The 24,596-nt window shown below is 68.5% G+C and carries 25 protein-coding genes; 10 read left to right on the top strand and 15 right to left on the bottom strand.

Going from position 1 to position 24,596, the window contains the following annotated elements; all coding sequences use genetic code 11:
• The first annotated feature begins 33 nt into the window (after nt 1-33).
• Nucleotides 34-1,584 carry a DUF1254 domain-containing protein gene (locus ACZ50Q_RS02000; protein ID WP_464080380.1) on the top strand — a complete coding sequence of 517 codons (1,551 nt, stop codon included), beginning with the start codon at nt 34-36 and terminating at the stop codon, nt 1,582-1,584.
• Nucleotides 1,585-1,661: 77 nt separating this feature from the next.
• On the top strand, nt 1,662-2,168 hold the full coding sequence (locus ACZ50Q_RS01995) for an acyl-CoA thioesterase (RefSeq protein WP_092576500.1): 507 nt from the start codon (nt 1,662-1,664) through the stop codon (nt 2,166-2,168).
• A 92-nt stretch (nt 2,169-2,260) separates the two neighbouring features.
• Here ACZ50Q_RS01995 and ACZ50Q_RS01990 read toward each other — a convergent pair whose 3' ends face one another.
• The 5 genes from ACZ50Q_RS01990 to ACZ50Q_RS01970 all read right to left on the bottom strand — a co-directional run bounded on the left by ACZ50Q_RS01990 (nt 2,261) and on the right by ACZ50Q_RS01970 (nt 7,582).
• Nucleotides 2,261-3,268, bottom strand: coding sequence for a sterol desaturase family protein (locus ACZ50Q_RS01990; protein ID WP_464080379.1), 1,008 nt, complete (start codon nt 3,266-3,268; stop codon nt 2,261-2,263).
• A 2-nt stretch (nt 3,269-3,270) separates the two neighbouring features.
• Nucleotides 3,271-4,035 (bottom strand): polysaccharide deacetylase family protein, encoded by a 765-nt coding sequence (locus ACZ50Q_RS01985; RefSeq protein ID WP_092577273.1) that lies wholly within the window; start codon nt 4,033-4,035, stop codon nt 3,271-3,273.
• Nucleotides 4,036-4,096: 61 nt separating this feature from the next.
• Nucleotides 4,097-5,077: a YVTN family beta-propeller repeat protein gene (locus ACZ50Q_RS01980; RefSeq protein WP_175493096.1), complete on the bottom strand. Its 981-nt coding sequence runs from the start codon at nt 5,075-5,077 to the stop codon at nt 4,097-4,099.
• Nucleotides 5,078-5,261: 184 nt separating this feature from the next.
• On the bottom strand, nt 5,262-6,110 hold the full coding sequence (locus ACZ50Q_RS01975) for a DUF2950 family protein (RefSeq protein ID WP_464080378.1): 849 nt from the start codon (nt 6,108-6,110) through the stop codon (nt 5,262-5,264).
• 23 nt (nt 6,111-6,133) lie between these two features.
• Nucleotides 6,134-7,582 (bottom strand): DUF3300 domain-containing protein, encoded by a 1,449-nt coding sequence (locus ACZ50Q_RS01970; RefSeq protein ID WP_464080377.1) that lies wholly within the window; start codon nt 7,580-7,582, stop codon nt 6,134-6,136.
• A 242-nt stretch (nt 7,583-7,824) separates the two neighbouring features.
• Between ACZ50Q_RS01970 and ACZ50Q_RS01965 the strand changes: the two genes are divergently transcribed.
• Nucleotides 7,825-8,262 (top strand): universal stress protein, encoded by a 438-nt coding sequence (locus ACZ50Q_RS01965; protein WP_076517598.1) that lies wholly within the window; start codon nt 7,825-7,827, stop codon nt 8,260-8,262.
• Nucleotides 8,263-8,325: 63 nt separating this feature from the next.
• On the opposite strand, the gene ACZ50Q_RS01960 is transcribed toward ACZ50Q_RS01965, so the two are convergent.
• From ACZ50Q_RS01960 to ACZ50Q_RS01945, 4 genes are all read right to left on the bottom strand, one after another.
• The gene (locus tag ACZ50Q_RS01960; RefSeq protein ID WP_464080376.1) at nt 8,326-9,333 is read right to left on the bottom strand and encodes a 2Fe-2S iron-sulfur cluster-binding protein; all 1,008 of its coding nucleotides are present in this window, start codon (nt 9,331-9,333) and stop codon (nt 8,326-8,328) included.
• An 11-nt stretch (nt 9,334-9,344) separates the two neighbouring features.
• Nucleotides 9,345-9,824: a GlcG/HbpS family heme-binding protein gene (locus tag ACZ50Q_RS01955; protein WP_092576512.1), complete on the bottom strand. Its 480-nt coding sequence runs from the start codon at nt 9,822-9,824 to the stop codon at nt 9,345-9,347.
• A 28-nt stretch (nt 9,825-9,852) separates the two neighbouring features.
• Nucleotides 9,853-11,313 (bottom strand): aldehyde dehydrogenase family protein, encoded by a 1,461-nt coding sequence (locus ACZ50Q_RS01950; protein ID WP_464080375.1) that lies wholly within the window; start codon nt 11,311-11,313, stop codon nt 9,853-9,855.
• Nucleotides 11,314-11,479: 166 nt separating this feature from the next.
• A complete protein-coding gene (locus ACZ50Q_RS01945; RefSeq protein ID WP_076517604.1) occupies nt 11,480-13,009 on the bottom strand; it encodes a hypothetical protein in 1,530 nt (509 codons plus the stop codon).
• A 231-nt stretch (nt 13,010-13,240) separates the two neighbouring features.
• Here ACZ50Q_RS01945 and ACZ50Q_RS01940 point away from each other — a divergent pair, with 231 nt between their 5' ends.
• Together ACZ50Q_RS01940 and ACZ50Q_RS01935 are read left to right on the top strand one after the other, a co-directional pair.
• Nucleotides 13,241-13,984, top strand: coding sequence for a sulfite exporter TauE/SafE family protein (locus ACZ50Q_RS01940; RefSeq protein WP_464080374.1), 744 nt, complete (start codon nt 13,241-13,243; stop codon nt 13,982-13,984).
• Nucleotides 13,985-14,107: 123 nt separating this feature from the next.
• Entirely contained in the window at nt 14,108-14,830 is a 723-nt protein-coding gene (locus ACZ50Q_RS01935) for a GntR family transcriptional regulator (protein ID WP_464080373.1), read from the top strand.
• A 95-nt stretch (nt 14,831-14,925) separates the two neighbouring features.
• On the opposite strand, the gene ACZ50Q_RS01930 is transcribed toward ACZ50Q_RS01935, so the two are convergent.
• The 4 genes from ACZ50Q_RS01930 to ACZ50Q_RS01915 form a co-directional block, all read right to left on the bottom strand.
• Nucleotides 14,926-15,270: a 2Fe-2S iron-sulfur cluster-binding protein gene (locus ACZ50Q_RS01930; protein WP_076517610.1), complete on the bottom strand. Its 345-nt coding sequence runs from the start codon at nt 15,268-15,270 to the stop codon at nt 14,926-14,928.
• Between the two features lie 4 nt (nt 15,271-15,274).
• The gene (locus ACZ50Q_RS01925) at nt 15,275-15,601 is read right to left on the bottom strand and encodes a ferredoxin (protein ID WP_092577276.1); all 327 of its coding nucleotides are present in this window, start codon (nt 15,599-15,601) and stop codon (nt 15,275-15,277) included.
• A gap of 5 nt (nt 15,602-15,606) precedes the next feature.
• Entirely contained in the window at nt 15,607-15,906 is a 300-nt protein-coding gene (locus tag ACZ50Q_RS01920) for a 2Fe-2S iron-sulfur cluster-binding protein (protein ID WP_092576526.1), read from the bottom strand.
• A gap of 65 nt (nt 15,907-15,971) precedes the next feature.
• Complete coding sequence (locus tag ACZ50Q_RS01915) at nt 15,972-16,703, bottom strand: TenA family transcriptional regulator (protein ID WP_056319353.1); 732 nt, start codon at nt 16,701-16,703, stop codon at nt 15,972-15,974.
• Between the two features lie 245 nt (nt 16,704-16,948).
• Between ACZ50Q_RS01915 and ACZ50Q_RS01910 the strand changes: the two genes are divergently transcribed.
• Nucleotides 16,949-17,164, top strand: a complete 216-nt coding sequence (locus ACZ50Q_RS01910; protein ID WP_076517616.1) for a hypothetical protein — start codon at nt 16,949-16,951, stop codon at nt 17,162-17,164.
• A gap of 55 nt (nt 17,165-17,219) precedes the next feature.
• On the opposite strand, the gene ACZ50Q_RS01905 is transcribed toward ACZ50Q_RS01910, so the two are convergent.
• On the bottom strand, nt 17,220-17,651 hold the full coding sequence (locus ACZ50Q_RS01905) for a ribosomal maturation YjgA family protein (protein WP_464080372.1): 432 nt from the start codon (nt 17,649-17,651) through the stop codon (nt 17,220-17,222).
• Nucleotides 17,652-17,939: 288 nt separating this feature from the next.
• On the opposite strand from ACZ50Q_RS01905, the gene ACZ50Q_RS01900 reads away from it, so the two are divergent.
• The 3 genes from ACZ50Q_RS01900 (at nt 17,940) to ACZ50Q_RS01890 (ending at nt 23,450) form a co-directional block, all read left to right on the top strand.
• Nucleotides 17,940-20,069, top strand: a complete 2,130-nt coding sequence (locus ACZ50Q_RS01900; RefSeq protein WP_464080371.1) for a site-specific recombinase — start codon at nt 17,940-17,942, stop codon at nt 20,067-20,069.
• A 132-nt stretch (nt 20,070-20,201) separates the two neighbouring features.
• On the top strand, nt 20,202-21,611 hold the full coding sequence (locus tag ACZ50Q_RS01895; protein ID WP_464080370.1) for an MFS transporter: 1,410 nt from the start codon (nt 20,202-20,204) through the stop codon (nt 21,609-21,611).
• A 216-nt stretch (nt 21,612-21,827) separates the two neighbouring features.
• On the top strand, nt 21,828-23,450 hold the full coding sequence (locus ACZ50Q_RS01890) for a methyl-accepting chemotaxis protein (RefSeq protein WP_464080369.1): 1,623 nt from the start codon (nt 21,828-21,830) through the stop codon (nt 23,448-23,450).
• A 111-nt stretch (nt 23,451-23,561) separates the two neighbouring features.
• Here the strand turns inward: ACZ50Q_RS01890 and ACZ50Q_RS01885 are convergent, their stop codons facing one another.
• Nucleotides 23,562-24,164: a HutD/Ves family protein gene (locus tag ACZ50Q_RS01885; RefSeq protein WP_464080368.1), complete on the bottom strand. Its 603-nt coding sequence runs from the start codon at nt 24,162-24,164 to the stop codon at nt 23,562-23,564.
• A 123-nt stretch (nt 24,165-24,287) separates the two neighbouring features.
• On the opposite strand from ACZ50Q_RS01885, the gene ACZ50Q_RS01880 reads away from it, so the two are divergent.
• Nucleotides 24,288-24,578, top strand: a complete 291-nt coding sequence (locus tag ACZ50Q_RS01880; protein ID WP_076517629.1) for a metal/formaldehyde-sensitive transcriptional repressor — start codon at nt 24,288-24,290, stop codon at nt 24,576-24,578.
• The last annotated feature ends 18 nt before the right edge of the window (nt 24,579-24,596 follow it).

Genomic DNA, 24,596 nt, shown 5'->3' with positions numbered 1-24,596 from the left:
TTTCATTTGTTCCGCATGACCGTTGGAGCGCCGATGCGCCGCCTTGCCCCCCTGGCCCTGTTGCTGGCCGCCGCCCACTTCGCCCTGATGCCGCCGGACACCGCCCTGGCGGCCCCTGCCAAGCCGACGCCGGCCGCCGCCGCGACCGAGGCGGCCCAGCAGGCGGCGATGGAAGGCTATCTGTATTTCTACCCGCTGGTCACCATGGACCTGACCCGGCGCCAGTTCACCCACCCGGCGCGCGGACAGGCCGGCGCGCCGGCCAACACGTTCCTGCATGGGCGCACCTTGCCCCGCGCGGGCGACGCCGCGCCGTGGGCCAATCCCGACATGCTGCGCAGCACGGGCTGGGTCGACCTGACGGCCGGGCCCGTCGTGCTGTCCGTGCCCGACACGCAGGGCCGGCGCTACACGCTGACGCTGCTGGACATGTGGACGGACGTGTTCGCCACGCTGGGTTCGCGCAGCACCGGCACGGCCAAGGGCAATACCGCCATCGTGCCGCCGGGCTGGCGCGGCGTGCTGCCCTCCGGCATGGCGCGCATCGACGCGCCCACGGTCCACGTCTGGGCCAGGACACTGATCCAGGCCGACGGCCCCGCGGACCTGGCCGCGGCCAACGCGCTGCAGGACGGTTTCGTCCTGACGCCGCTGGCGCAGTGGAACCTGCCCGCGCAGGCGCCGCGGTCGAAGGCCGACCCGTCGCTGGACCTGAACATTCCGGTGCGCGAGCAGGTGGACGCGATGCCGACCGACGCGTTCTTCACCTACGCCGCGGAATTGCTGCGCAAGCACCCGCCGCACGCCACGGACCAGCCGGTGCTGGCCCTGCTGCGGCGCGTGGGACTGGTGCCCGGCAGGCCCTTTGATTTCGACAAGCTCGATCATTCCGCCAAACAGGGAATGCGCCGCGGCGTGCGCGCGGCGCGCGAACGGATGGAGGCCGCGGCCGGCCAGTCGTTGCGCGGCGCGAACGGCTGGCTGCGGGAGACGGCCAGCGTCGGCGTCTACGGCAACGCATGGCTGCAGCGCGCGCTTGCCGCGCAGGCGCAGCCGGGCAGCGGCCTGCCGGAAGACCTGACCGTGCTGGTGCTGGCCGCCGACAGCGATGGCGCCCTGCTGGACGGCGCGCACCGCTATACGCTGCATTTCGACGGCGACCAGTTGCCCGGCACGGGCGCGCTGTGGTCGCTGGCTGCCTATGACGCCCAGGGCATGCCCGTGCCCAATCCGGTCGACCGCCACGCGCTCGGCAGCCGCGACCCGCTGCGCGTCAACGCGGACGGCTCGCTGGACCTGATCTTCAGCCACGCCGCGCCGCCGCCCGAGGACCAGTCCAACTGGCTTCCCATCCCCGGGGCGGGTCCGGTGGGCATGCTGCTTCGCGTCTACGCGCCGGGCCCGGCGGTGCTGGACGGCTTGTGGACGCCGCCCGCCGTGCGCCGCGACGTCCCCGAGGCGGCGGCGCAGGCCGAGGGCGGAGCCGCCCCGCAGGCGGCGGACGCGACGCCCGCGCCCGCTTCGCCCCCGCAACCCGCGCCCGCCACGTCGGATCCGGTTGCGCCGCCCGCCAAGAAACCCTGAAAGGCGCGCCGCTTAAGGCCTCATGTCAGCCGCCAGCCGCTACCATAGACGTTTTATTCACGAACGAGCCGCCCGCCATGGACGACGCCTTTAGCCACCAATTGTCGATGACCATCCTGATGACGCCAGACATGGCGAACTTCTCAGGAAACGTACACGGCGGAACCATCCTCAAGTATCTGGACCAGGTGGCCTACGCCTGTGCCAGCCGGTACGCCGGCCAGTATGTCGTGACCCTGTCGGTCGATCAGGTGGTGTTCCGCGAACCGATCCACGTGGGCGAGCTGGTGACGTTTCTGGCGGCAGTGAACTACACCGGCCGCACGTCGATGGAAATCGGCATCAAGGTGGTCACCGAAGACATCCGCAAGAAGCTGGTGCGCCACACCAACAGCTGCTATTTCACGATGGTGGCGGTGGACGACAACGGCGCCCCGACCGCGGTGCCGCCGCTGGAACCCCGCACGCTGGAAGAAAAACAGCGCTTCAAGGCGGCCGGACTGCGGCGCGAGCTGCGCCAGGAAATGGAACGCCGGCACGACGAAATCAAGCGCGAAACCACGCACGACGCGCCCGGCGCCTGACGGTTGCATCGCGGCCCCATCGCGGCCGGCAAGCCGCCCTCCGGCCCGCGCCAGATTCCCCCGCCTTCAGGACACCCTGCGGCGGGGGTTTTTCATGCGCGCTCCACGCCGGCCGGCGGCGCGGGCGGCGCGGCGGCGGGCTCGCGGTCGCGGCCAACCATGCGCTTGAGGCCCAGCCATTGCTGCGACCAGAAGCCCTGGCCGTAGTCGCGCGCGCCCAGTTCGGCCTGCTGGTCATGGATGCCGGTCGGGCCGTAGCCCACGCCAAAGCGCGCGGTGCGGAACAGCACGTCCCAGATCGGAAACAGCGCGGCGAAGTTGTAGCCGCCGACCGGGCCCGGCGACGAGGCGTCGTAGGCGATGGAATGGTGGTGCCGGTGAAAGCGCGGGCTGACCAGCAGGCGTTCGCCCAACGCGCCGAAATGCATGCGCAGGTTGGCGTGCGAGAAGCTCTGCGCAAGCTGGGTGATGGCGACCACCATCACGAACTGCGCCGGCGGCACGCCCACGAGCTGCGACACGAATACGACGAGCACGTCGCGCAGCATGTCGTCCAGCAGATGGTTGCGGTCGTCGCTCCAGATGGTCATCTGGCGCTGGCTGTGATGCACCGCGTGCAGCGCCCAGAGCCAGCCGTAGCGGTGCTGCGCGCGATGGTAGAAGTAGTCGACCGCGTCGAACAGCAGCAGGTAGATGATGAGGCTGACCCAAGCCTTGTCGGTCACGCCGGGCCAATACTGGTCCAGCTGGAACGGCGCGAAGCCCCACACGTGGAGCTGGCCGAAGATGCTGTCCCAGAACGGATCGATGGTGAAGAACAGCAGGAGCCGGAACGCGCCCAGGCGGTGGATCAGCGTGTACAGCACGTCGATGCCGATCTGGCGGCGGTCGGTCACCGGCTCCACGGGCCGCAGGCGCTGCAGGGGGCCGAAAACCAGCACCAGCACCGCGACCTGCAACAGCCCCACCAGCAGCCACATGGTGGCGTCGTAGCCGTCTTCGATGAGGTTGCTCATGCCCAGGTGGAACAGCGCGGGCTGAATCGCCGTCTCGAAGAGCCATTGCTGGCAGTCCCCGAAGAGTTGGCTAAGCGTATCCATGTTCAGTGATGCGTGGCGATCCAGTCGCGATAGGCCGGATGGGTGTTCAAGGTAGCGAAACAATAGCCCTTGCGCTGCAAACCTTCAATCAGCGGTTCCAGCACGGCGGGCGCCCAGGGATCCTGGCGCGACCAGATGCCCAGGTGGGCCAGCAGGATGTCGCCGGGCTTGATGGTGCGCAGCGCCTGGTCCAGCAGTTTGGCGTTGGGGTATTTGTCGCTGGGCAGCTCGTCGCCCAGGAACCCGGCCGGCGACCAGCCCACGTGCTCGAAGCCGCAGGCCTTGGCCGCCTTGAGCAGCGCGGGTGAGGTCTTGCCGCCCGGGGCGCGGTACAGCGGCAGCATGTCCTTGCCCGTCATCTGGTGGAACCGGGCCACCGGACGCTTGATCTCGGCGCAGTACTGCTCGGCCGTCCATTCGGCGCGCTTGCCGGCGTCCGGGCCGGCGCTGGGCTTGACGCGGAACTTGCCGCCCGGCAGGTCGCCCTGCCAGTAGACGTGGTCGTAGGTGTGCGAGGCGAAGGCGTGGCCTTCGGCGGCGCGCGCCTTCCACCAGGGCGCCCACACGTCGTCCAGGCTGGCGCCGTCGGTCAGCGTGCGTTCGTTGGCCAGAAAGAAGGTGACCTTGACCTGATGGCGCTTCAGCACGTCGGCGATCAGCGGCGCCACGCCCATGTGGCCGGTGTCGAAAGTCAGGTACACCGGCTTGTCGCAGGTGGCGGGCGGCGGGGCCGCGCCAACGGCCGAGGCCGACAGCGCGAGGCACAGGACCGCGCCGGCCCGGGCGCGCCAGGGCGCGGGCCGGCGCGTGCGCGCGGCGTGCGGACGGCTACCGGGTCGGCGCATGATTCAGCGTCCAGACGCCATGGGGCGACTTGCCCACCGGCACCTGATTGACGACCTTTTTCTGTTCCAGGTCCACCACGGTGAGCTTGCGCGCCCAGCGCGACGTCACCAGCAGCGTCTTGCCGTCGGCCAGCACGTCCATGCAGTCCGGGCCGCCGGGCACCGGGAAGGTATCCACGACAGTGAGCGTCTGCAGGTCGATGCGGCTGATGGAATTGGCGGTGCGGTTGCTGACGAACAGGTGGCGGTGGTCGCCCTGCGCGCGGAAGGCGTGCGCGCCCGCCGCGGTCTGGATGCGCTTGACCAGCTTGGCAGGGCCGTTGCTGACGTCGTAGGCTTCGACGTAGGAGTCGCCGGTCAGCGCCACCAGCAGCGTCTTCTGGTCAGGCGTCAGGAAGACGTCGGCAGGGGTCTTGCCCACCGGCACCGTCCACTTGGGCGTCTGCGTGGCCAGGTCGATGGCGATGAGCTGGTCGCTGTCCTGCAGCGTGACGTAGGCCGTCGTGCTGTGCTTGTCGATCATGATGTGGCTGGGCGTCTTGCCCGCCTGGATGCGCTTGACCAGCGTGAGGTCAAAGCCTTTTTCCAGCGGCTTCCAGGCATAGATGTCGATGTGGTCCAGGCGGTTGGCCGCCGTGACGAACCACTTCATGTCCGGCGAAAACTGCAACTGGTAGGGATCGACGATGCCGGTCAGCGTGCGCTGCACGTCGCCCGTCTTGGGATCCATCAAGGTAATGGTGTCGCCGGTGGCGTTGGCCACCATGAGCGACTTTTCGTCGGGCGTCAGGTACAGGTGGTGCGGCTCCTTGCCAGTGGGCACCCGTCGCAGCTCCTTGTAGGTGGCCGGGTCGATGATGCTGACGTTGGCGTCCAGGGAATTGAGGACAAAGATCGGGGCGGAAGCCGCCGCGGCGCTAAGCGCCATCCCCACGCCGAAAACGGCGCAGCGGACGAAATGCATGGGGTTCAATTTGAGGATCCGGCAAGGAGAAAACGGGCGGGCGCCCGATGCTCGCCATTTTAGGCACAGCCGCCTGACAAAAGGGCCACGCGCGGGGCGCGCCGGCGGCTTTGGCGACAAACGCATACGCCTGTTGCGACCCAGCAACAGGCGCGCGGAGAACGCGCCATACGGCCCCGAAAACCTACTTCGCGGGCATGGGCTGGCCGCTGGCGTCGACCCAGTTTCCGTCGCGCAGGTCGCCCTCTCGCAAGGCCGCAGCGCGCGTCGCGGAAGACGGCCCCAGATCGCTTTCCAGCACGCCGCCTTCGGGGCCGACCACGAAGGTGCCGATCCCTGTCTGGCCGTAGCGCGCGGGCCAGGCGACGATCCGGTACGCGTTGCCTGCCGCGTCCGGCATGACCTTGTAGCGATAACCGAAATAGGCATCGTCCGCCGGCACGTCCGGCCCCATCGCCAGGGCATCCGGGCCGAAGGCTTGCGGCGGCGCGTCGGGCAGCTCCGGCCAGTAGAGGCCATCGCGTTCGCCGGGCCGGCTGACCAGGCGCATGGCGTAGCGTCCCTGCCCGACGCCCTGCCGATAGCGGGTCTGCGCGGCCTGAAGTTCCTGCAGGGTTTCGATGGCGGTCAATTCGTTGCGGTCGATGGCGCGACGCCGGATCTCGGCCTTGCCCGTCACTGGGTCGAAACGCCATCCCTGGCCGGCGCGCACGAGCGGCACCGGCAGCGTCCATCCGGAATCGCCCACCGCCACCCAGGAGCGCCCGTCGTCGGCGACGATCTCGTGCTTGCGCACCCACGCCGCCAGATAGCGGTAGATGTCTTCCTGGTCGACGCCCCCCGGCACGAGCTGCCGGTGGTTCGGCCCCAGCACCTTTCTCAGGGCATCGACGTCATTCAAGGCCAGCGCGTCCGTGAACGCCTGCGCCGCCGCCTGGGCGCTGGGATAGACGGCCTGCGACCAGGCCGGGGCCGCGACACCGAGCGCCAGCGCCGACGCGGCGCACAGCACGCGCAAACGAGCAATCGTCATGGGAACTCCGCTGTTCATGGTGCTTATCTCCGGCCGCCGCCGCCCCGGCCGCCGCCACCGCCGCCGCGGCTCGGCGCACCGCCTCCGCGATGCGGCGCGCTGGCGCCGGTGCTGCGGTGGGGGGCTGCGCCCCGGCTCACGTCACTGCGCTGGTTCTGCTGCCGCATGCGGTTGCCGTCGCCCGCGCCGCTCAGGGCGTTGCTGGTGTTGGTGGCGCGCGCCCGGTCGCGCGCGGCGGCCTCGTCGGCGCGCTGGCGCTGCGCCGCGGCCTGGCGGTCGTGTGTCGATACGCTGGAGGCGCGGTCCGGCTGGCGGTCCTGCGTCGAAACGCCGGAAGACCGGTTCTGCTGCCGGTCCTGCGTGGACACGCTAGCGCCGCGGTCACGGGCGCCCTGGCCGCCCTGCGGACCTTGGCCTTGCGCGCGCCCCGCCGCCCCGTCGCCCCGGCTGCCCTGCTGCCCGCGGGCGCCTGCGTTCCCGGAGTGTCCGGCGATCGGCTGGCCGGTGCGCCCTTCGAAAGACTGCGCCGCGCGCTCGCGCGCCGCGTCGCGCGAACCCGCCGCGGCGGCGCCTTGCCCCGCCTGCGCGCGGTTCTGCAAGCCGGCCTGCCGCTGGCTGTCGAACCGCTGGCGGCTGGCCTGGTCGGCATACGGCGCATTGCCGCGATTGGCGGCGTTGTGCTGCCACGTGGACCGGTTGTTGTTGACGTTGGTGCGGTCCAGGCGATTGTTGACGTTGATGTTGTTGTAGCGATCCACGTCGATGTCGATGTCGCCGCGTCCCCAATCGGCGTCGCCCCACATCGAATTGATCGCCGCGACCCCCAGCCCGAACCCGATGCCGGCGACCAGCGAAGTCGCGAACATCGACCCTGGCGGCGGCGGGTAGTAATAAGGGGGATACGAGGGGTACGCCCAGGTGCCGTAGACCACTGTGGGGTTGTAGCTGGGCACGTAGACCACCTGCGGATCGGCGGGCTCGATCACCACGACGGTCTTCTCGTTCTGGGTGGTGGTCTTGACGGTCTGCTCGGGCGTGGTTTTCAGGTTGCCAGCCTTCTGGGCCTGCGTACGCAGCCGCTGGACGGAATCCATGACGGCTTCCGGCTGCGCGAGAAAGGCATCGCCGACGGATTTCACCCAGGTCGGTTCGCGTCCCATCATGTCCATGACCGAAGGGAAGGCAACGAGCGACTTGACGCTGGGATCCCAGGATTCGGACTCGACCGCCCTGACGGCGTCGTCGCCGGACTGCGAGCTGTGCGCGGCCGACCATTTGGCGGCCGCCGCGATGTCGTCCGGATAGGTCGACCCCATGAGGATCTGCGACAGCAGCGCATCCGGGTACAGCGCCACGGGCGCCATCAGCTGGTCCAGCTGCGCGTTGCTCAACTTGGTCTGCGCCCAGGCGGGAAAACAGACGGACAGCCCCAGGCAGATCAGGCCGATGAACCACGTTTGCACTCGCCGCATTTCCGTTCTCCGCAAGCAAAGCATCAGCCACAAGCCAGGAGGGAACCGCCGGATCTCGCAAAGACAATATATGCCTAACCCCGCCGGCTTGGAAGCGCCGGCGCAGTGCGCCTTGCCTGCGCCTTTCGGACTACGCCCTCGCGGCGGACGAGACCGCCGCAGGCAGACTGGATTGCGCCCACGGCCGGGCCTATACTGGATTCGCCGTTGCTGGACAGTCCTTTTCCTAAAGGAGAGGCAACATGTACAGGCACTTGCTCATCGCCGTGGACGGTTCGTTGCTGTCGGAATCGGCATTCAAGCGCGCGCTCGTCTTCGCCAAGGAAATGGGCGCCACCCTCACCCTGCTGCGGGCCATCCCGGAAGACCATCTGCTGGTGTATCAAGCCGAGATGCTGGGCTCCACCGAAGGGCATTACACCGACCAGGCCCGCAAGAACGCGCAGGCGTATCTGGAAGGGCTGGAGGCCGAGGCGCGGCACGCGCTCGTGCCATGCGAGGCCATCGTCACGGTCAACGACCACCCGCACGAGGCCATTGTCGATACGGCGCAAAAGCTGGGGTGCGACCTGATCGTGATGGGATCGCACGGGCGTCACGGCATGACCGGATTCCTGCTGGGCAGCGAAACACAGCGCGTGCTGGCCCGCACACGGTTGCCGGTGCTGGTGTACCGCTAGGGACGCGGGGCGCGCTGGCAACGCCAGGTCCGCAATGTGCGTGACCGCGGCCGGCGGGCCGGGTCAGGCCGCCGCCAGTTCGTGCTGGAAGGTGAAACTGTCCGCATACATGTGGTCCAGGCTGGCGCCGCGCTCGGCCAGCAGGTGCTTGGCCTGCCGGATCATCTCGGGCGCGCCGCACAGGTAGAAGGCATGCTCCGACAGGTCCTGGTGATCTTCCAGGACGGCGTGCTGCACGTAGCCGCGTCGTCCCGTCCACGCCTGGCCCGCGCGCGACAGCACCGGCACGAAATTGAACTCATACAGGCGGCCGGCCCAGCGCGCGATCTCGTCGCGCAGGTACAGGTCGGCTTCGGTGCGCATGCCCCAATACAGCGTGACGGGCGGGCAGTCCTCGTTGTCCAGCAGGGATTCGAGGATGGCCTTGATCGGCGCGATGCCGGTGCCCGTGGCCATCATGATGAGCGGGCGCCAATCTTCCTCGTGATAGCTGAAGACGCCCAGCGGCGCTTCGATTTCCACCGGCGCGCCCGCGCCCGCCTGTCCCAGCCACTGGTCCGTGCAGCGCCCGCCCGGAATGCGCCGAATGTGGAAGTCGATCAGGTTGCCGGCGGGCGCCGAGGCCATGGAGAAGCTGCGCGTCGCGCCGTCCGGGAACACGACGTTCATGTACTGGCCCGGCACGTAGTCCAGGCCTTCGCCGGGCAGCGCCAGCGTCAGATGGATGACGTCGTCGCAATAGGCCTGGATGCGATGGATCGTGGCGGGGATGCGGCGCGGCTCGGGGAACGCCTGCCGGCTGCTGGCGACGCTGATGCACAGGTCGCCCGTCGGGCGGGCCTGGCACGCCAGCGCGTAGCCCTGTTCGGCCTCTTCGGGGGTGAGCGCCATGGGGAACTCGTCGTAGCGCACGGCGCCGGACGCGAGCTTGATGCGGCAGGTGCCGCAGCCGCCGAAGGTGCATTCGTGCGGCAGCTTCACCGCCGACCGCTGCGCGCCTTCCAGCACGGATTCGCCCGCTTCGACCTCGAAGGCCTCGTCGGTTTCCAGGATGTGCACGCGGTATGCCATGGCGCCCTCGCTTATTTCTTGATGTCCGCTTCGACCAGCACCTTCATGCCGCGCGGTTCCAGCAGTTCGGCCAGCGCGGCCAGCGCCGCCAGGCCGGCTTTGGTGTCCTGCTCGCCGTTGCCGCCGCTCAGGCCCACGCCGCCAATCACTTCGCCGTTCACGACGATGGGAAAGCCGCCGACGAACACGGCGAACTTGCCGTCAAAGCTCCACTGGATGCCGAAGGCTTCGTTGCCGGGCAGCGCCGGACCGTTGGGCGGGGTGTTGAACAGGTGCGTCGAACGCTTGTGCCCCGCTGCGGTGAAGGCCTTGTTCCAGGCGATCTGCGGGCCCGTGATGCGCGCGCCGTCCATGCGTTCGAGCGCGATCGGATAGCCGCCGTCGTCCACGACGCAGATCGATTCCAGGACGCCGATTTCCTGCGACTTGGCGATGGCGGCGCGCACCATGACGCGCGCTTCTTCGAGTTCCAGGCGATAGATCTGTTTCATTGCAAAGCCTCTGGTGGTGGGTTGGCCGTCAGCCGGCGCGGTAGACGGTCTTGATCTGCGTATAGAACTCCAGGCCCACGCGGCCCGATTCGCGGAACGTGGACGTGCTGGAGTGTTTCAGGCCGCCGAACGGCGCATTGATGAGGTTGCCGGTGGTGGTGCGGTTGATCTTGACCGTGCCGGCCTGGATGTCCCGCGCGAAGCGGTGCGCATACCGCGCGTCGGTGGTGGCGATGGCGGCCGACAGCCCGTATTCCGTGTCGTTGGCCTGCGCGATGGCGTCTTCATAGCCGTCGACCTCGATCAAGGCGATGACCGGGCCGAAGATTTCCTCGCGCGCGATGCGCATTTTCTGGGTCACGCCGGCAAACAGCGCTGGGGTGACGTAATAGCCGCGGTCAAAGCCCGGCCCCGTCAGGCGGTCTCCGCCGTGCAGGTGCGTGGCCTCCTGCTTGCCCAGTTCGATGTAGCCCAGCACATTGTCGAGCTGCCGGGCGGTCGCCAGGGGACCCAGGTCGAAGTTGCCCTCCAGGCCGTTGCCGATGGTCAGCGTGCGGATTCTGGCCAGCAGCTTGTCCGTGTAGGCCTGGCTGACCTTGCGGTCGACCAGCACGCGGCTGGTGCCGGTGCAGGCCTGGCCGCTGAGCGAAAAGCCGCCCTTGACCGCCAGGTCCACCGCGCGGTCCAGGTCGGCGTCGGCCAGCACGATCAGCGGATTCTTGCCGCCTAGTTCCATCTGGGTGCGGGTGGTCAGGCCCGCCGTCCGGTGGATCTGCTCGCCGGCCGCGGTGGAGCCGGTGAACGAAATGGCGCGCACCTGGCTGGCGGCGGTGATGGCCTGGCCCACCGCGCCGGCGGGGCCGGTCAGGAAGTTCAGCACGCCTGGGGGCAGGCCGGCCTGCACGAAGGCTTCCGTCAGACGGTAGCCCGACAGCGGCGCGTCCGACGACGGCTTGAACACCACCGTGTTGCCCGTGATCAGGGCCGGCGCGATCTTGCGCGCGGGGATGGAGATGGGGAAGTTCCACGGGGAGATCACCGTCACCACGCCGAGCGGCTCGCGCTGGCTGTAGACGATCATGTCCGGATCGTCGTTGGCGAAGGTTTCGCCCGTGAAGGACTGGCCCTCGACGGCGTAGAAGCGGATCGTCTGGGCGGACCGCAGGACTTCGTCCTTGGCGAGGTTCAGGCCCTTGCCCTCTTCGCGGGTCAGTTCGCGCGCGATGGCGTCGGCCTGGTCTTCCAGGTGCTGGGCCGCGCGGAACAGGATGGCGGCCCGCTTGGAGATCGGCATGTCGCGCCACGCGGCGAAGGCTGCGTCGGCCGCCCGGACCGCCTGCGCCGCGTCCTCGGCGTCCGACACCTGAAACAGTCCGACCACGTCGCGGGTGTCGGCCGGGTTGAGGTTCGGGGCCGTTTTTCCCGTGCCGCTGGGCATCCAGTTGCCGCCGATGTAGTTCATGAACACGTGCTGCGAGAGATCTTCCACGGGAGCGCTTCCTTGGTCGGGGCCGGCGTGGCCGGGGTGAGGCGTCTGAGCCAGGTTCAGAACATTGTATACTTTAATCACTTTACGACGATCGGTGGAAACCCCACCCGCGCGTCCAGCGAAAAGGCTCCCTCCCGGGAGCCTTATGCCTGGGAGGCCGGCGCCATCAACTCCAGATCAGCACCGCGCAGATGGTCGACACGGACAGGGCCAGCAGCACCGGCAGCAGGAGGGCGCGGACCAGGGACAACACATTCACCCGCGCAAAGCCCGCCACCGCGATCAGGGAGGACCAGGCGATCAGCGTGCCGCCTCCCGTCCACACGGCGCCCATCTGGCCGACCGCCGCCAGCGTGGCGGGGTCCACGCCCACCACCGGGCCGAGGGCGCCGGACAGCGTGCCGGTCAGCGGCAGGCCGGCAAAGCCCGAGCCGTCGATGCCGGTGATCATGCCGACGAGCAGCACGCCGAACGCGACCAGGAAGTGGTTTTCGGGGATCAGGTGCTGCGCGGCGGAGATCACCTCGAACAGCAGCCCGGGCGCCTGCGCTGCGGGCACGCCCAGGATCTGCGCGGCCGTCTCGTTCGCGCCCACGAAGAAGAAGCCGGCGATCGGCAGCACGGAGCCCATGGCCTTGAAGGCGAAGACAAAGCCGTCCGTGACGTGTTCCGGACAGACGTCCAGCATCTTGCGCGGGCCTTCGGCCGCCAGCGTCACCAGCATCATCACCACGAAGGCGACGCCGCCCACCAGCGCCGCCGCGTCGCCGCCGCGCAACGCGGGCAGGGACGGGAACAGCCGGGGCAGCACCATCACGCCGATCACCGCCAGAAAGGCCAGCGGCGTCACCACCGCGAAAACCTTGGACCAGCGGATGCGGCGCGCTTCCTCGCCCAGCGCCGGGCCGTCGGGCAGCGCGGGGTCCGCGCCCATGGTGCCGCGGGCGAGCTCCGCCTTGTCGAAGGAACCGGCCTGTTCGATCCGGGCCAGGCTTCCATCCTGGGCGCGCGCCTGCCAGGCCGACAGCAGCGCGGCATCGGCGGGAACGATCTGGCGGCGCACCAGCAGGTACGCCGCCGTCAGCGCGATGGCGCCGGTGATCAAGGACAACACCAGCGCGCGGTCGGCCACCACCGCCGCGCTGACCGCCGCGCCGGCCGCCTTGGCGCTGATGCTGGGCGCCACGCCGATCACGTAGTCCGAGGACAGGGCCATGCCCTGGCCGGCGATCGCGATGGCCATGGCGCCGGCCAGCGGCGGCAGTCCCGCCGCGATGGCGGCCGGCAGCAGGATGGCGGACACCAGCGGCACCGCGGGGGTCGGCCAGAAGAACAGCGAGATCACATACGTACAGAGGGCGATGATCAGAAAGGACGAATGCCCGCCGCGCATGATGCGGCGAAAGGGCTGGACCATGCGCACGTCCGCCTGCAGCGTCTTGAGCGAATTGAGCAGGGCCGTCATGAAAGTGATGACCAGGAAGATGTTGAACAGCTCCTTGGCCGCGACGAAGCTGGCGGAAAAAATGCCGATCAGCGCGCTGATCGGATTGCCCGTGATCGCCAGCACGACCAGGAACGTGCCGATGACGGATGGCACCACCACATTGGCCCGCAGGATCATCGTCAGGATGATGGCGGCGACGCTGATCAGGTACATCCAATGAGCGGCATTGAGCACGACGTCGGATTGCATGCGCTATTCCCCTTGTATATGGGTGGCTGTTGGGTCGCCACCATCGGTATACTATATTTCGTTTGCAGGCATACCAACCGAAATATGCATCGCCTAGGGAAAGCGATAGGACCAGAAATGGCCTGAATAATGGCTTAAAAACAGGGGTTTACCCTGATTTGTTGGGATTTTGCGGGCGCGGCGTGATTTCATGGATAGACTATCGTATACATAATTGACTTGTGACGCGGCATGCTGTCTTCGTTGGCTTTTCCCGACCTGTGGCATTACGCCGCCATGGCGGCCGTGGTGTTCGGCGCCGCGGTGGCGCAAGGCGTGGGCGGCGTGGGCTTTGCCATGTTTGCCGCGCCCGTGGCGGCCATGTTCTTCCCCCAACTCGCGCCCGGCCCGCTCCTGACCCTGGGCGGCTTCATTTCCCTGCTGACCGCGCTGCGCGAACGGGCCGCCATCGACTGGCCGGCCGTCTCGTATGCCCTGGCCGGGCGCGCCGTGGGGACCCTGATCGCGATCTATGCCATGGCGCGTTTCGCGCCGCAGGCGCTAGGCGTGCTGTTCGCCTGCATGATCCTGATCGCGGTGGCGCTGAGCGTGGCCGGGCTGCGGTTTTCCGCCACGCCCGGTCGCGTGTCGGGCGCGGGCGTGGCCTCCGGGATCATGGGCACGATGACCTCGGTGGGCGCGCCGCCCATCGCGATCGTGCTGCAGCATGCGGCCCCGGCGCGGTTGCGCGCCACCCTGGGGATGGTGCTGTTCCTGGGTTCGATCTTTTCGCTTGCGATGCTGGCGCTGGCCAAGCGCTACACCGGTTACCACGCCGGACTGGCGCTCAGCCTGGCGCCTTTCCTGCTGGCCGGTTTCGCGGTCTCCAACCGGCTGCGCACCCTGCTGCCGCCCCGCGCCGTGCGCGGCGTGCTGCTCACGGCCTGCGCCATGGGCGCGGTGGGGGTGCTGGTGAAAGCCTTCTGGACGCAGTGAAGCCTGGATGCCTGACCTGATGCCTGACCATCTGCCTCGCCTGATGCCCGCCGCCGCCCGCGACGACCGGCTACACCCGGTAATACAATGGCGACTGTATCCATTACGCCAAATCTGCTCGCCATGACAACTTCTCCCGTCAGCCCGCAAGCCGTAGAGACGCAGCACTCCGCCTCGCTGAAGATCGGCGAGCAGCATCCGCAGCTGTTTGCCGTCATCCGCGACAAGCTGCGCGAGCGTATCCTCAGCGGCGAATTCACGCCCGGCGACCGCCTGGTGGAAGGCCGCTTATCCGAGGAGATGGGCGTCTCGCGCATTCCGGTGCGGGAGGCGTTGCGTGCGCTGGCCGCCGAAGGCCTGGTCACGATCGAGCCGCGCCGTGGCGCTTCCGTGTCGGTGCTTTCCGACGCGGTTGCCTATGACATGGTGGAGGTTCGCGCCACGCTGGAAGGGCTGAACGCCAAGCTGGCGGCGCAGCGCCGCGACGAAAAGACCGTGGAACGCCTGCAGGCGTTCCTGCGCGAGGGCACGGAAGCGGCGCGCGACGAGCAACTGGACAAGTTCCTGGCGCTCAATTCGCAGTTCCACGAAATGCTGGCCACGATCGGCGGCAATGTAGTGCTGACCGACCTGATGCGTTCGCTGCGCGACCGCACCGCCCTGCTGTTCGCGCCCAGCAACATGCGGCGCGCCAAACAGAATTGGGACGAACATTCCCAGATCCTGAACGCCGTCATTGCCGGCAACGGCGATCTGGCGGCGCTGCTGGCCAGCCAGCACGTGCATAACGCCGCCAAGGCCTACACCGAGGCGCAGCAGCCGGCGCAACAGGCGTCGGTGGCCTGAGGCCGCACCGCCAGAGGGGCCGGCCGCCGGTTGCGCCGGCCGCCGGATACGCCGGCCGCCGGATATGCCAACCGCTGGTTATGCGCCGGCCGCCGTCAGGTCGCGGCGGCTTCCACCGGGCCGGGTGCGGCGCCAACCACGATGCCCTTGCCGTTCTGCACCACCCACGACACCTTGACGTCGCCATTGACGAAGGTCTGGCAGGCCATGCGGTAGCCGGCCTCGAAATCCTCCGGCCGCAGGTGCTTGCGCTCCTTGGGCTTGATGGCGTCGGTGTTTTCCAGCCCCTCTTCGATCCGGCACTTGCACGTGCCGCACAGGCCGCCCCCGCATTTGAACGGGATGCCGCCCTTTTCCTTGAGCGATACCCGCAGCAGGTTGCTGTTCTCCGGCGCGGTGGCGACCTTGCCGCCATTGGAGATGAACGTGATCTGGACCATGGTTTCAGTGCTCCGTGGCGACGGCGTTGGACCGCAGCGTCAGCGTCGATTCCATGCTGCCAAAACGCGTCAGGTGCGCCAGTTCCTTGCGGGCGGCGTCCACCGACGCAAACTTCTCCAGGAACTTGGACGGCACGTGATTGACCACGTAAGGAGGCGTCTCCTCGGTGACGACCAGCTTGATGTCGCGGTGCAGGCAGGCAATGCTGAAGACCGCGAGCGCGCGCCCGTAGAACACGTAGTCGTAGGTTTCGATGATGTCCGCCCCGTCCCCCGCCTCGGTGCGAAAGACGCCCGGCTTGGAGGTCAGGATCACATAGGTCGATGCCATGGCCGTCATGCCTCCAGGTCCTGGACCAGTTCGATGTCGCGATTGAGCCAGAGCTGGCACGCCAGCCGGTACCCCTGGTCGATGCGGTCGCCGAGCTGCTTCTTTTCCTTCCAGTTCACCGGCGGCAGATGCTCGGCCCCGGCGATGATCCGGCAGGCGCACTTGGCGCATTTGCCCATGCCGCATTCGTAGCGCAGGTGCGGAAACGGAAACTGCTTGATGCCGGCCCGCACCACCAGGTTGGTGTTGTCCTTCACCACATCGGTGTAGGTCTGGCCGCCTTTATGAAACACAACGGTAGGCATGAGGTCTTCATCCAGGTTCTGCGATGCGGCGGCCGCCCGGCGCGGGCCGGGCGGCGTGGCGGAAATCAGGCGGCAAGGCCCAGTTCGGGCAGCTTGATTTCGTCCTGCACGTAGTCGGTGTAGAGGGCCGTGGTGTAGAGCAGCCGCATCTGCGCGCCGATCTCGCAGATCTTCAGGCAGCGCTGCTGCAGGTCCACCGTGTTGGCGTGTTCCAGCACGATCTGGTAGCCGCGTTCGCCGTGGATCTCGTCGGACACGATGTGCAGATCGAAGAATTCCACTTCCTCGTCGGTGAAGCCGTACTTCTCGCGCAAGGTCGGCGTCTGTTTGCGGTAGATGGACGGCACCTGCGATTCCAGGCCCACCACCAGGCCGGCCACCGCCACGATCGGGTCCTCGCGCATGGCCACGGCGTAACACCAGCTCTGCAGCGCGCGCGTGGTGGGCGACATGTTGTCCGGATTGGTGACCCGTTCACGGGTGGTCCCGCAGGCTTCGGCAAAGCGGATCAGCAGGTCGGTGTGGCGGTCGCCCCCGATTTCCTCTTCGTACATGTTGGCCAGCAGGAAGTCCTTGGCCTCGGTGTAGGTGTCCGGCGTGCGGGCGTACAGGTAGCCCAGGTAATCGGCGAAGGGGCCGACATAGTGATAGTGGTTCTCGGCCCAGCGCGACAGGTGCTCGCGGCTGAGCTTGCCTTCGGCCCATGCAATCGAAAAGGGCGACGCGTTGGCGCTCTTGCCCTTGATCGCGTTTTCCAACGCGGTGCGGAATTCATCTCGGTTCATCAGTTCTGCCATGGCGCGCTCCAGGTCCGGTGGGAAGAAATTCCAGGCCTGTGGCAGCCCGGGATTGATGAACATTGTATACCGTCTACTGTTTTGATCTGCTAGGGCTATCCCGGAGTGAAGCTGCCCAAAGAGGGACGCACCAGCAATATCAGGCACTTGGCGCGGTTAGCGGGAGCGGGGCGCAACGAGGCGGCTGGACCGTGCCGCGGCAAGGACGTACAATGAATACACTTTCACTGCAATACGGACATACCATGAACACCCGCCATCCCCTCGGCGACGCCCCGATCGGCCAACAGCTTCTGGTCCACTACGCCCGCCGCGACGCCGTGCGGCACGCGACGCCCCTGTTTCCGTCGTCCTGGGCCGAATTGCTGGCGCCGTTCCGCAATGCCCGCCTGCGGCCGCTGCGCGCAGCCGCGCCCGCCGGTCGTGCGCAACGCGACGACACGGTCTGCCAGGCGGGTTGATCCGGAGCAAACGCCCAGGCGCGGAGCCGGGCGGCGTGGGACAGGCGGGCGCTTGCTAGCGCCTTGCGCGCAGGCTGACCTGCAGCCGCGCATTCCGCTGCGCCGCGCTGCGTTGGCGGCGCGCATTGCCGCCGGCCAACAGCAGCACGACGGCAAATCCCACGGTGTACGCCAGCACGTCCCACCAGTCCGGCACGCTGCCGAACACGACGCGCAAAATCGGCTGTTCGATTGTCCAGCCGGACTGACGGGCAAGGTACTGGCCCAATTCCACCGCATAGCCCGACAACAGCGCCGCGACCGCCAGCGGCAGCACGCCCGCGCGGATGAAACTGCGATACAGCAGGTAGGCCCAGCCCACGGCGACGGCGTCGCCGACGAAACCGCGCAGGAAGGGATAGGGCGCGCCGACGGTGGCGATCAGGGCCAGCACCGCGGTGACGGCCAGCAGGGCGGCGAATGCGCGCCCATTGAAATTCAGGGTCATTTGAATCAGCAAACGTAAATGGTGCAACAGGGCCCCGTTCGGCGCCTCGGGGCGCCGGGCCGGCCACGGCGGCCGCAGCCGCGCGCAAACGTGCGGACCGCCGTGCAGCCCGCGCCCCCGGCCCGTAACAAGGCCAGCGCGCAGGTTACCGGAAAAGCGCCGGCCGCCTCCAACGCCGCAAGGCTTGGGCGTACCATTGAGCGGCCCGGACCACGCTCGATATGGGCGAAGCGCTGGGCTTTTCATTGCGCCGCAATCCCGAATCCCGATGAAACGCGAGGCCCGACCATGCTTACCTCTCTCTGGCGCAACTGGCGGGCCTCGCGGCGGACAGGGCTGCAGCTCGACCTGATCCTGGCCAATGCCGACCCGCAGGCTCCGCTGGCGGACCGGAACCTCTGGCTGGCGGACGTCTTTGGCTGGCTGAACCGGTCCGGCCAACGGCCGCCCCGTCAGGACGAAAGCAACGATGAGGACCAGGACGGGGACGGCAACGATCCCCGCCACGCGCGCCTGCGCTACCTGCTGCAGGTGCTGGATAACAACCCCGAGGTCGCGGGCCGCGCCGCGGCGACGCTGCGCTCGGTGCTTGCCGACAACGATGCCACCGCGCTGCTGTGCGACACCGGCGTCGCGTCGCGTCCCGGTTTCTGGGGCGAGTTCTGGCGCCGTGTGGTGGCCTGGATGTTGCCGCCGCCCCCGAACCGCGGCGACATGGCGGGCCTGTTCACGCGCGTCTTTCGCCGACCGGACTACGCGGCGTGGATGGAATCGCTGGACGACGCGACGCTGGCGCGCATCCGCGCGCTGGTGCGCCGGGAAGGCGGCGACGCATCTAGCAACGCATCGCGCGACCCATCATCCGCCCCATCATCCGCCCCATCTTCCGACGCCCTCTTCCTGCGCCTTGAACAGACCCTGATCCGCAGCATGCAGGTGCTGGTCAGCCAGGTGCGCGCGGTCGGGCTGGGCCAGGATATCCGCTCGCGCCTGCCGGGGCCCGTGGACGAGACGCCCTTCTTCACGCTGGAGGCCGCGGCCTCGGCGCTTTTTGACAGCCCGCCGGGCACGCCGCGCGACGTCCTGGGGCAGCGGCTGAATGTGTTCCGCGCCTTGCTGGACGACTGCCGGGCCGCCGGGGACGCCGTGTACGAAGAGCTCAAGCGCAACGGCGTGGCGGTCGACGTGGTCTACCAGATCGAGAGCATGAAGCTGCGCGTGGCGCGCATCGAGCTGCTGCTGGGCGTGTGGATCGACCCCACGCAGCGCCACCGGTACGTGCACCTGATCGCCGAACTGATTCGGTCCACCCAGGCGCGCGGCAGCATCCGCCACCTGGCGGCCTCCTCGTTTGCCCACCTGGCCCGCCGCGTGATGGACCGCAGCGCGGAAACCGGCGAACACTACATCGCCCGCGACTCGCTGGAATACCTGGACATGCTGAAGGCGTCGCTGGGCGGCGGCTTCATCGTGGCGTTCACGGTCTACCTGAAGTTCTTCATCGTCTCGCTGCACCTGGACAAGTTCCTCGAAGGGCTGCTGAATGCGCTGAACTACGCGGGCAGCTTTCTCGTGATCCAGTTCGCGCATTTCACGCTGGCCACCAAGCAGCCGGCCATGACGGGCCCGGCGCTCGCCCGCCGGCTCGACGCCGCCTACACCCCGGACGGCCGCGAGGCCTTCGTGGACGACACGCTGGCGATGTTGCGCTCGAACGCCGCGGCGATCCTGGGCAACCTGGCCGTGGTGCTGCCGCTGGCCTGGGCGATCCAGTGGACGGCCATGCGCGTGGCGGGGCATCCCCTGATCGACGCCGACAAGGCGCAGGACACGCTGCATTCGCTGTCGTTCTGGGGGCCGACGCCTCTTTATGCGGCCCTGACGGGCGCGCTGATCTGGCTGTCCAGCCTGATCGCCGGCTGGGCCGACAACTGGTTCGCGCTGCATCGCGTGCATGACGTGATGGCCTACGGCCGCCGCACGCGCCGGCTGCTGGGCGAGCGCGGGGCCGTGCGCTGGGCGGGCTTCTGGGAGCGCAACGTCTCGCAGATCGCCGCCAACGTGTCGCTGGGCCTGATGCTGGGCCTGCTGCCGGCCCTGGTGGACGCCCTGGGATCGACCCTGGAAGTGCGGCACGTGTCGCTGAGCGCCGGCCAGATCGCCGCCGCGGTGGCCACGCTGGGCTGGGATCTCGTGCATACGCAGGTGTTCTGGCTGGCGGTGGCGGGCACCGCGGCGACGGGCGCGCTGAACGTGATCGTGAGCTTCGCGCTCGCCTTCAATGTGGCGCTCGCCTCGCGCGACATGCGCCGCGACGACCGCGTCTCGCTGACGGCTGGCGTGCGCCGCCGCATCCTGCGGCGGCCGGCGTCGCTGTTCTGGCCGGTCAAGCCGCGGCCCGCGCCCGCGCAGTCCTAGCGCGGGGCCGGGGGGCCGCGTTCCTGCCGCCCCGCGCTAGGACTGTGCCGGGGCGAAATCCGTAGCCGCATTAGAATCAGTCCCTACGATTCCGGACTTTCCGTCCGGACGCCCTCGCAGCGCAGCCCATTCATGCTCTCGTTCTCCCGCAGCACCGTCTATCCGGCCGGGGTCGGCCTGCCCGCCGCCGAACGGCTGGGCGCCCTGGTGGCTGTCATGCTGGCGGTCTGCATGGCCAGCCTGGACACGGCCATCGCCAACACCGCGCTGCCGACCATCGCGCGCGACCTGCAGGCCAGCGAGGCCGGCTCCATCTGGGTCATCAGCGGCTATCAGCTCGCGATGGTGGCCGGACTGCTGCCCGCGGCGGCGCTGGGCGAAATCCTGGGGCACCGGCGGGTCTACATCGTCGGGCTGGCGGTGTTCACCCTGTCTTCGCTGGCCAGCGGCCTGGCGCCGTCGCTGCCCATGCTGGTGGCCACGCGCATCCTGCAGGGGCTGGGCGCGGCGGGCGTGATGAGCGTGAACGGCGCGCTCCTGCGTTTCATCTATCCCTCGCACATGCTGGGCCGCGGCCTGGGGCTCAATGCCATGGTGGTGGGCCTGTCCTTCGCCGGCGGACCGACCGTGGCGTCGGCCATCCTGCTGCTGGGGTCCTGGCACTGGCTGTTCCTGGTCAATTTCCCCATCGGCATCCTGGCCGCGATCCTGGCCCTGCGGGGCCTGCCCGACACCACGCGGGCGCGGCACGGCTTTGACGGCATGGCCGCGCTGCTGTGCGCCATGACGCTGGGACTGCTGGTGCTGGCGACGAACGAACTCGCGCACGGCGCGCCGTGGCCGCGCGTGGCGCTGGAAGGCGGCGTGGCGGCGGTCAGCCTGTGGCTGCTGATGCGGCGCCAGGCCGGCCATCCCGCGCCCATCCTGGCGGTGGACCTGCTGCGCCGCCCGCTCTTCGCGCTGTCGGCGGCGACCGCGGTGTGCGCCTTCGCCGCCCAGGCCCTGGCGTTTATCTCGCTGCCCTTCCTGTTCCAGTCCGTGCTGGGCTACACCCAGGTCGAAACGGGCTTCCTCATCACGCCCTGGCCGGTGGTGGTGGCCTTCATGGCGCCGATCGCGGGCCGCCTGTCGGACACGTATCCGGCCGGCATGCTGGGCGGGGTGGGCCTGGCCCTGCTGGCCCTGGGCATGGCGCTGCTGGCGCTGCTGCCCGCCGATCCGTCGATATTGGATATTTCGTGGCGCATGGCGATCTGCGGCGCCGGTTTCGGCTTTTTCCAGTCGCCCAATCTGCGCGCCATCATGACTTCCGCGCCGGCGTCGCGGGCCGGCGGCGCGAGCGGCATGATCGGAACGGTGCGCCTGCTGGGGCAGGCGAGCGGCGCGGCCCTGGTCGCCGCCTGCTTCAACGTGTCGACCACGCACGGCGCCGTCGCCGCGTTGTGGCTGGGCGGCCTGTGCGCCGGCCTCGCATGTATCGCCAGCTTTACGCGCCTGCGTTTCGACGCGAGCGAACCGGGGCAGACGCCGGCCTCGCGCTGAGTCGGCAATGTGCAGCCGGCAACGCGGCGCCGGCAGGTTCTTGAAATAGGAACTGACCCCGTATTGACACCGGTATCCGCAACATTATTGCCGTTCATATCGAAATATTCGAAACGTCTTTCGACATATTCGTAAGATGTGCAACATCGGCTAAATAAAGGATCCGGCGGGGCCGTTGTCCATGGTGCAGGCTTGCTGCATTTTGGGACGACGCGTATGACACAGCTTTTGAAAGACATCACGATCCGCCGCATGATCCTGGGGACCTTGCTCCTGATCAGCGCCTTCATCGCCGGCCTGTCGGCCATCAGCGTCCAAGGGTTGCGCAGCGCCGGCGAAGCGCTTGCCACCGGCAACGAACTCCTGCACGAAGTCTCCACGCTGTCCCGGGTCAATGACCAGGTCATGCGCGCCCGGCTGCGGCTGGCGCGCCAGCTTGAATACGCGGCCGAAGGCCAGAAAGACAAGGCCGCCGAAGAGGGGCGCAGCATCGACGCCGCGCTGTCCGAGGCCAAGAAGCATCAGACGCGGTTCATCGAACTGGCCCGCCGCGCGGCGCCGCCCGCGCTGCTGGACGCCATGCGGTCCGGCTTCGACGCGCTGGCGGACGGGATCGCCGTGCAACGCCAGCATCTGGCCGACGGCGCGATCGACAAGGCGCGCGCCCATGCGGCGGGCCCTGTGGTCACCGCCAGCCGCAGCTTCGGCAAGAGCATGGAACAGTACGAAGCGTATGCCCAGGCGCGCGAGTTGCAGCTGTGGACGGACGCCGAGACCAACCGCCGCCAGGCCTATATCGGCGTGGGCATCGTGCTGGGCATCTGTCTGCTGCTGCTGGCGCTGGGAGACCGCTACGTCGTGATGTTCGTGAAACGTCCGCTGGACGGGCTGAAGGACCACTTCCAGCGCATCGCCAGCGGCGACCTGACCGCGCCCATCGCGCCGTTCGGCAAGAACTGCGTGGGGCAGATCATCCCCTACCTGCAGGAAATGCAGGCCAGCCTGGTGCGCACCGTGCATGCGGTGCGCGACGGCGTGATCGAGATCAACACGGGTTCCAGCGAAATCGCGGCCGGCAACCAGGACCTGTCCAGCCGCACCGAACAACAGGCGGCTGCGCTGGAAGAAACCGCCGCCAGCATGGAACAGTTGCTGTCCACGGTGACCAGCAACGCCGACAACGCGCGCTTGGCCAACGAGATGGCGGCCACCGCGTCCGAGGTGGTGCAGCGCGGCGGCGAAGCCGTGCAGGCGGCGGTCAGCACGATGCGCGAAATCGCGCAGGACTCCAACCGCATCGAAGACATCGTCGGCGTCATCGACGGCATTGCGTTCCAGACCAACATCCTGGCCCTGAACGCGGCGGTCGAAGCCGCGCGCGCGGGCGAGGAAGGCAAGGGATTCGCGGTGGTGGCCGCCGAGGTCCGGTCGCTCGCGCAGCGCAGCGCCGGCGCCGCCAAGGAGATCAAGCAATTGCTCGAAGCCTCCGGCGCCACGGTGCAGGCCGGTTCCGCGCAGGTAGAGGCGGCGGGCCTGACGATGACGGAAATCCTGGAGACCATCGATCGGCTGACGATGCTGGTCAACGGCATCGCCACCGCGTCGAACGAGCAGGTGACCGGCATCGACCAGGTCAATACCGCCGTCACCCAGATGGACCAGGTCACGCAGCAGAACGCCGCGCTGGTCGAGGAAGCCGCCGCCGCGGCGTCGTCACTGGCGTCGCAGGCGCAGCGGCTGCAGGCCGCCGTCAGCGCCTTCCGCCTGCCCCCGCGGGATCCGGCCACGGCCCAAGCCCCGGCCCAGGTGCGCGGGCGGCCCACGCTGCTGACCGCCTGATGGGCCAACCCCGGCCCTAACCCCGGCCCGGCCCGGACCCCGCTCCGGGCGCGGGACCGGGCGCAGAGCGGGGTCCGGGCCTGTTTCCGCCCTCGGCGGCATCCCCCGCGTTCAGGCCGTGCGCGGCAGCAGCTCGATCACGCAGGCGTCAATGCCGTCCGCCGCGCTCAGGCAATAGCGGGCCAGGCCGTCCCGCCCTTCGACGTGCAGGCAATCGTAGCGAGCGGGCAGCAGATGCTGCGCGCCGTCCAGCTCCAGCGACAGGGCGCCGCCGGCCGTCAGCACCAGCACGCTGCGCGCGCTGCTGTGAAACACCCAGGGCGCCGCGCCGCGCACCCATTGCAGGCGGGCGTGGAGCCGGTCAGGCGCATAGATCAGATTGAAATCGCGGATCGGGCCGTCGAGCAGGCGGCACGACACGGCCGCGTCGCCCGAGAACGCGTAGGCCTCGCGCGGCCCCAGGGGACGCTGCGTCCGGCCGTCCACGGTGAGTTCCATGCCGCCGCCTTCCAGCACGCTGATGATGCGCTGATAGCCGCCAAAGGCCGAGAAGCCGCCGTCCTGCGCGACGTCGGCCAGCGACAGCCGCCAGTCGAACGACGCGGTATGGCCGCCCGGGTTGCAGGCGACCTCCTGGGTGGTGCCGCCGCCGTTGCGCCAGGGCATGCGCGGATAGTCCGCGGCCCGGTAAAGCCGCACATCGGATGGGTTCATGGCCAAGAGTAAGTCCTTCAGGGTGGCGGAATTATAGGTCTGGGAGACCCGCGCCGCCCCCGCGCCTGGACGGCCGCGGTTCAAGCCCTTATACTCCCCCCCTGTATCGAATCGGAGCCTGCCGTGCCGCACTCCCCCCAAGAAAAGAAACGCGTTGTCACGCGCCTGCGCCGCATCCAGGGGCAGGCGTTAGCATTGGAACGCGCGGTGAACGAAGGCACGGAATGCGGCGCGCTGCTGCAGCAGCTGGCTGCGCTGCGCGGCGCCACGAACGGCCTGATGGCCGAGGTGCTGGAAAGCCACCTGCGGGAAACTTTCCTGCAGTCCGCCCAGGGCAATCCGCCGGCCCCCAGGCCCGAGACCGAATCGCAGATCGATGAGCTCATGCGCATCGTCCGTTCCTATCTGAAATAACCCATCTGGAGCATCGCT

It is taken from the genome of Achromobacter sp. T5-5 (assembly GCF_055397965.1).
The sequence above is the reverse complement of the archived record's forward strand: the minus strand, read 5'-3'. Positions and strand labels throughout refer to the sequence as shown.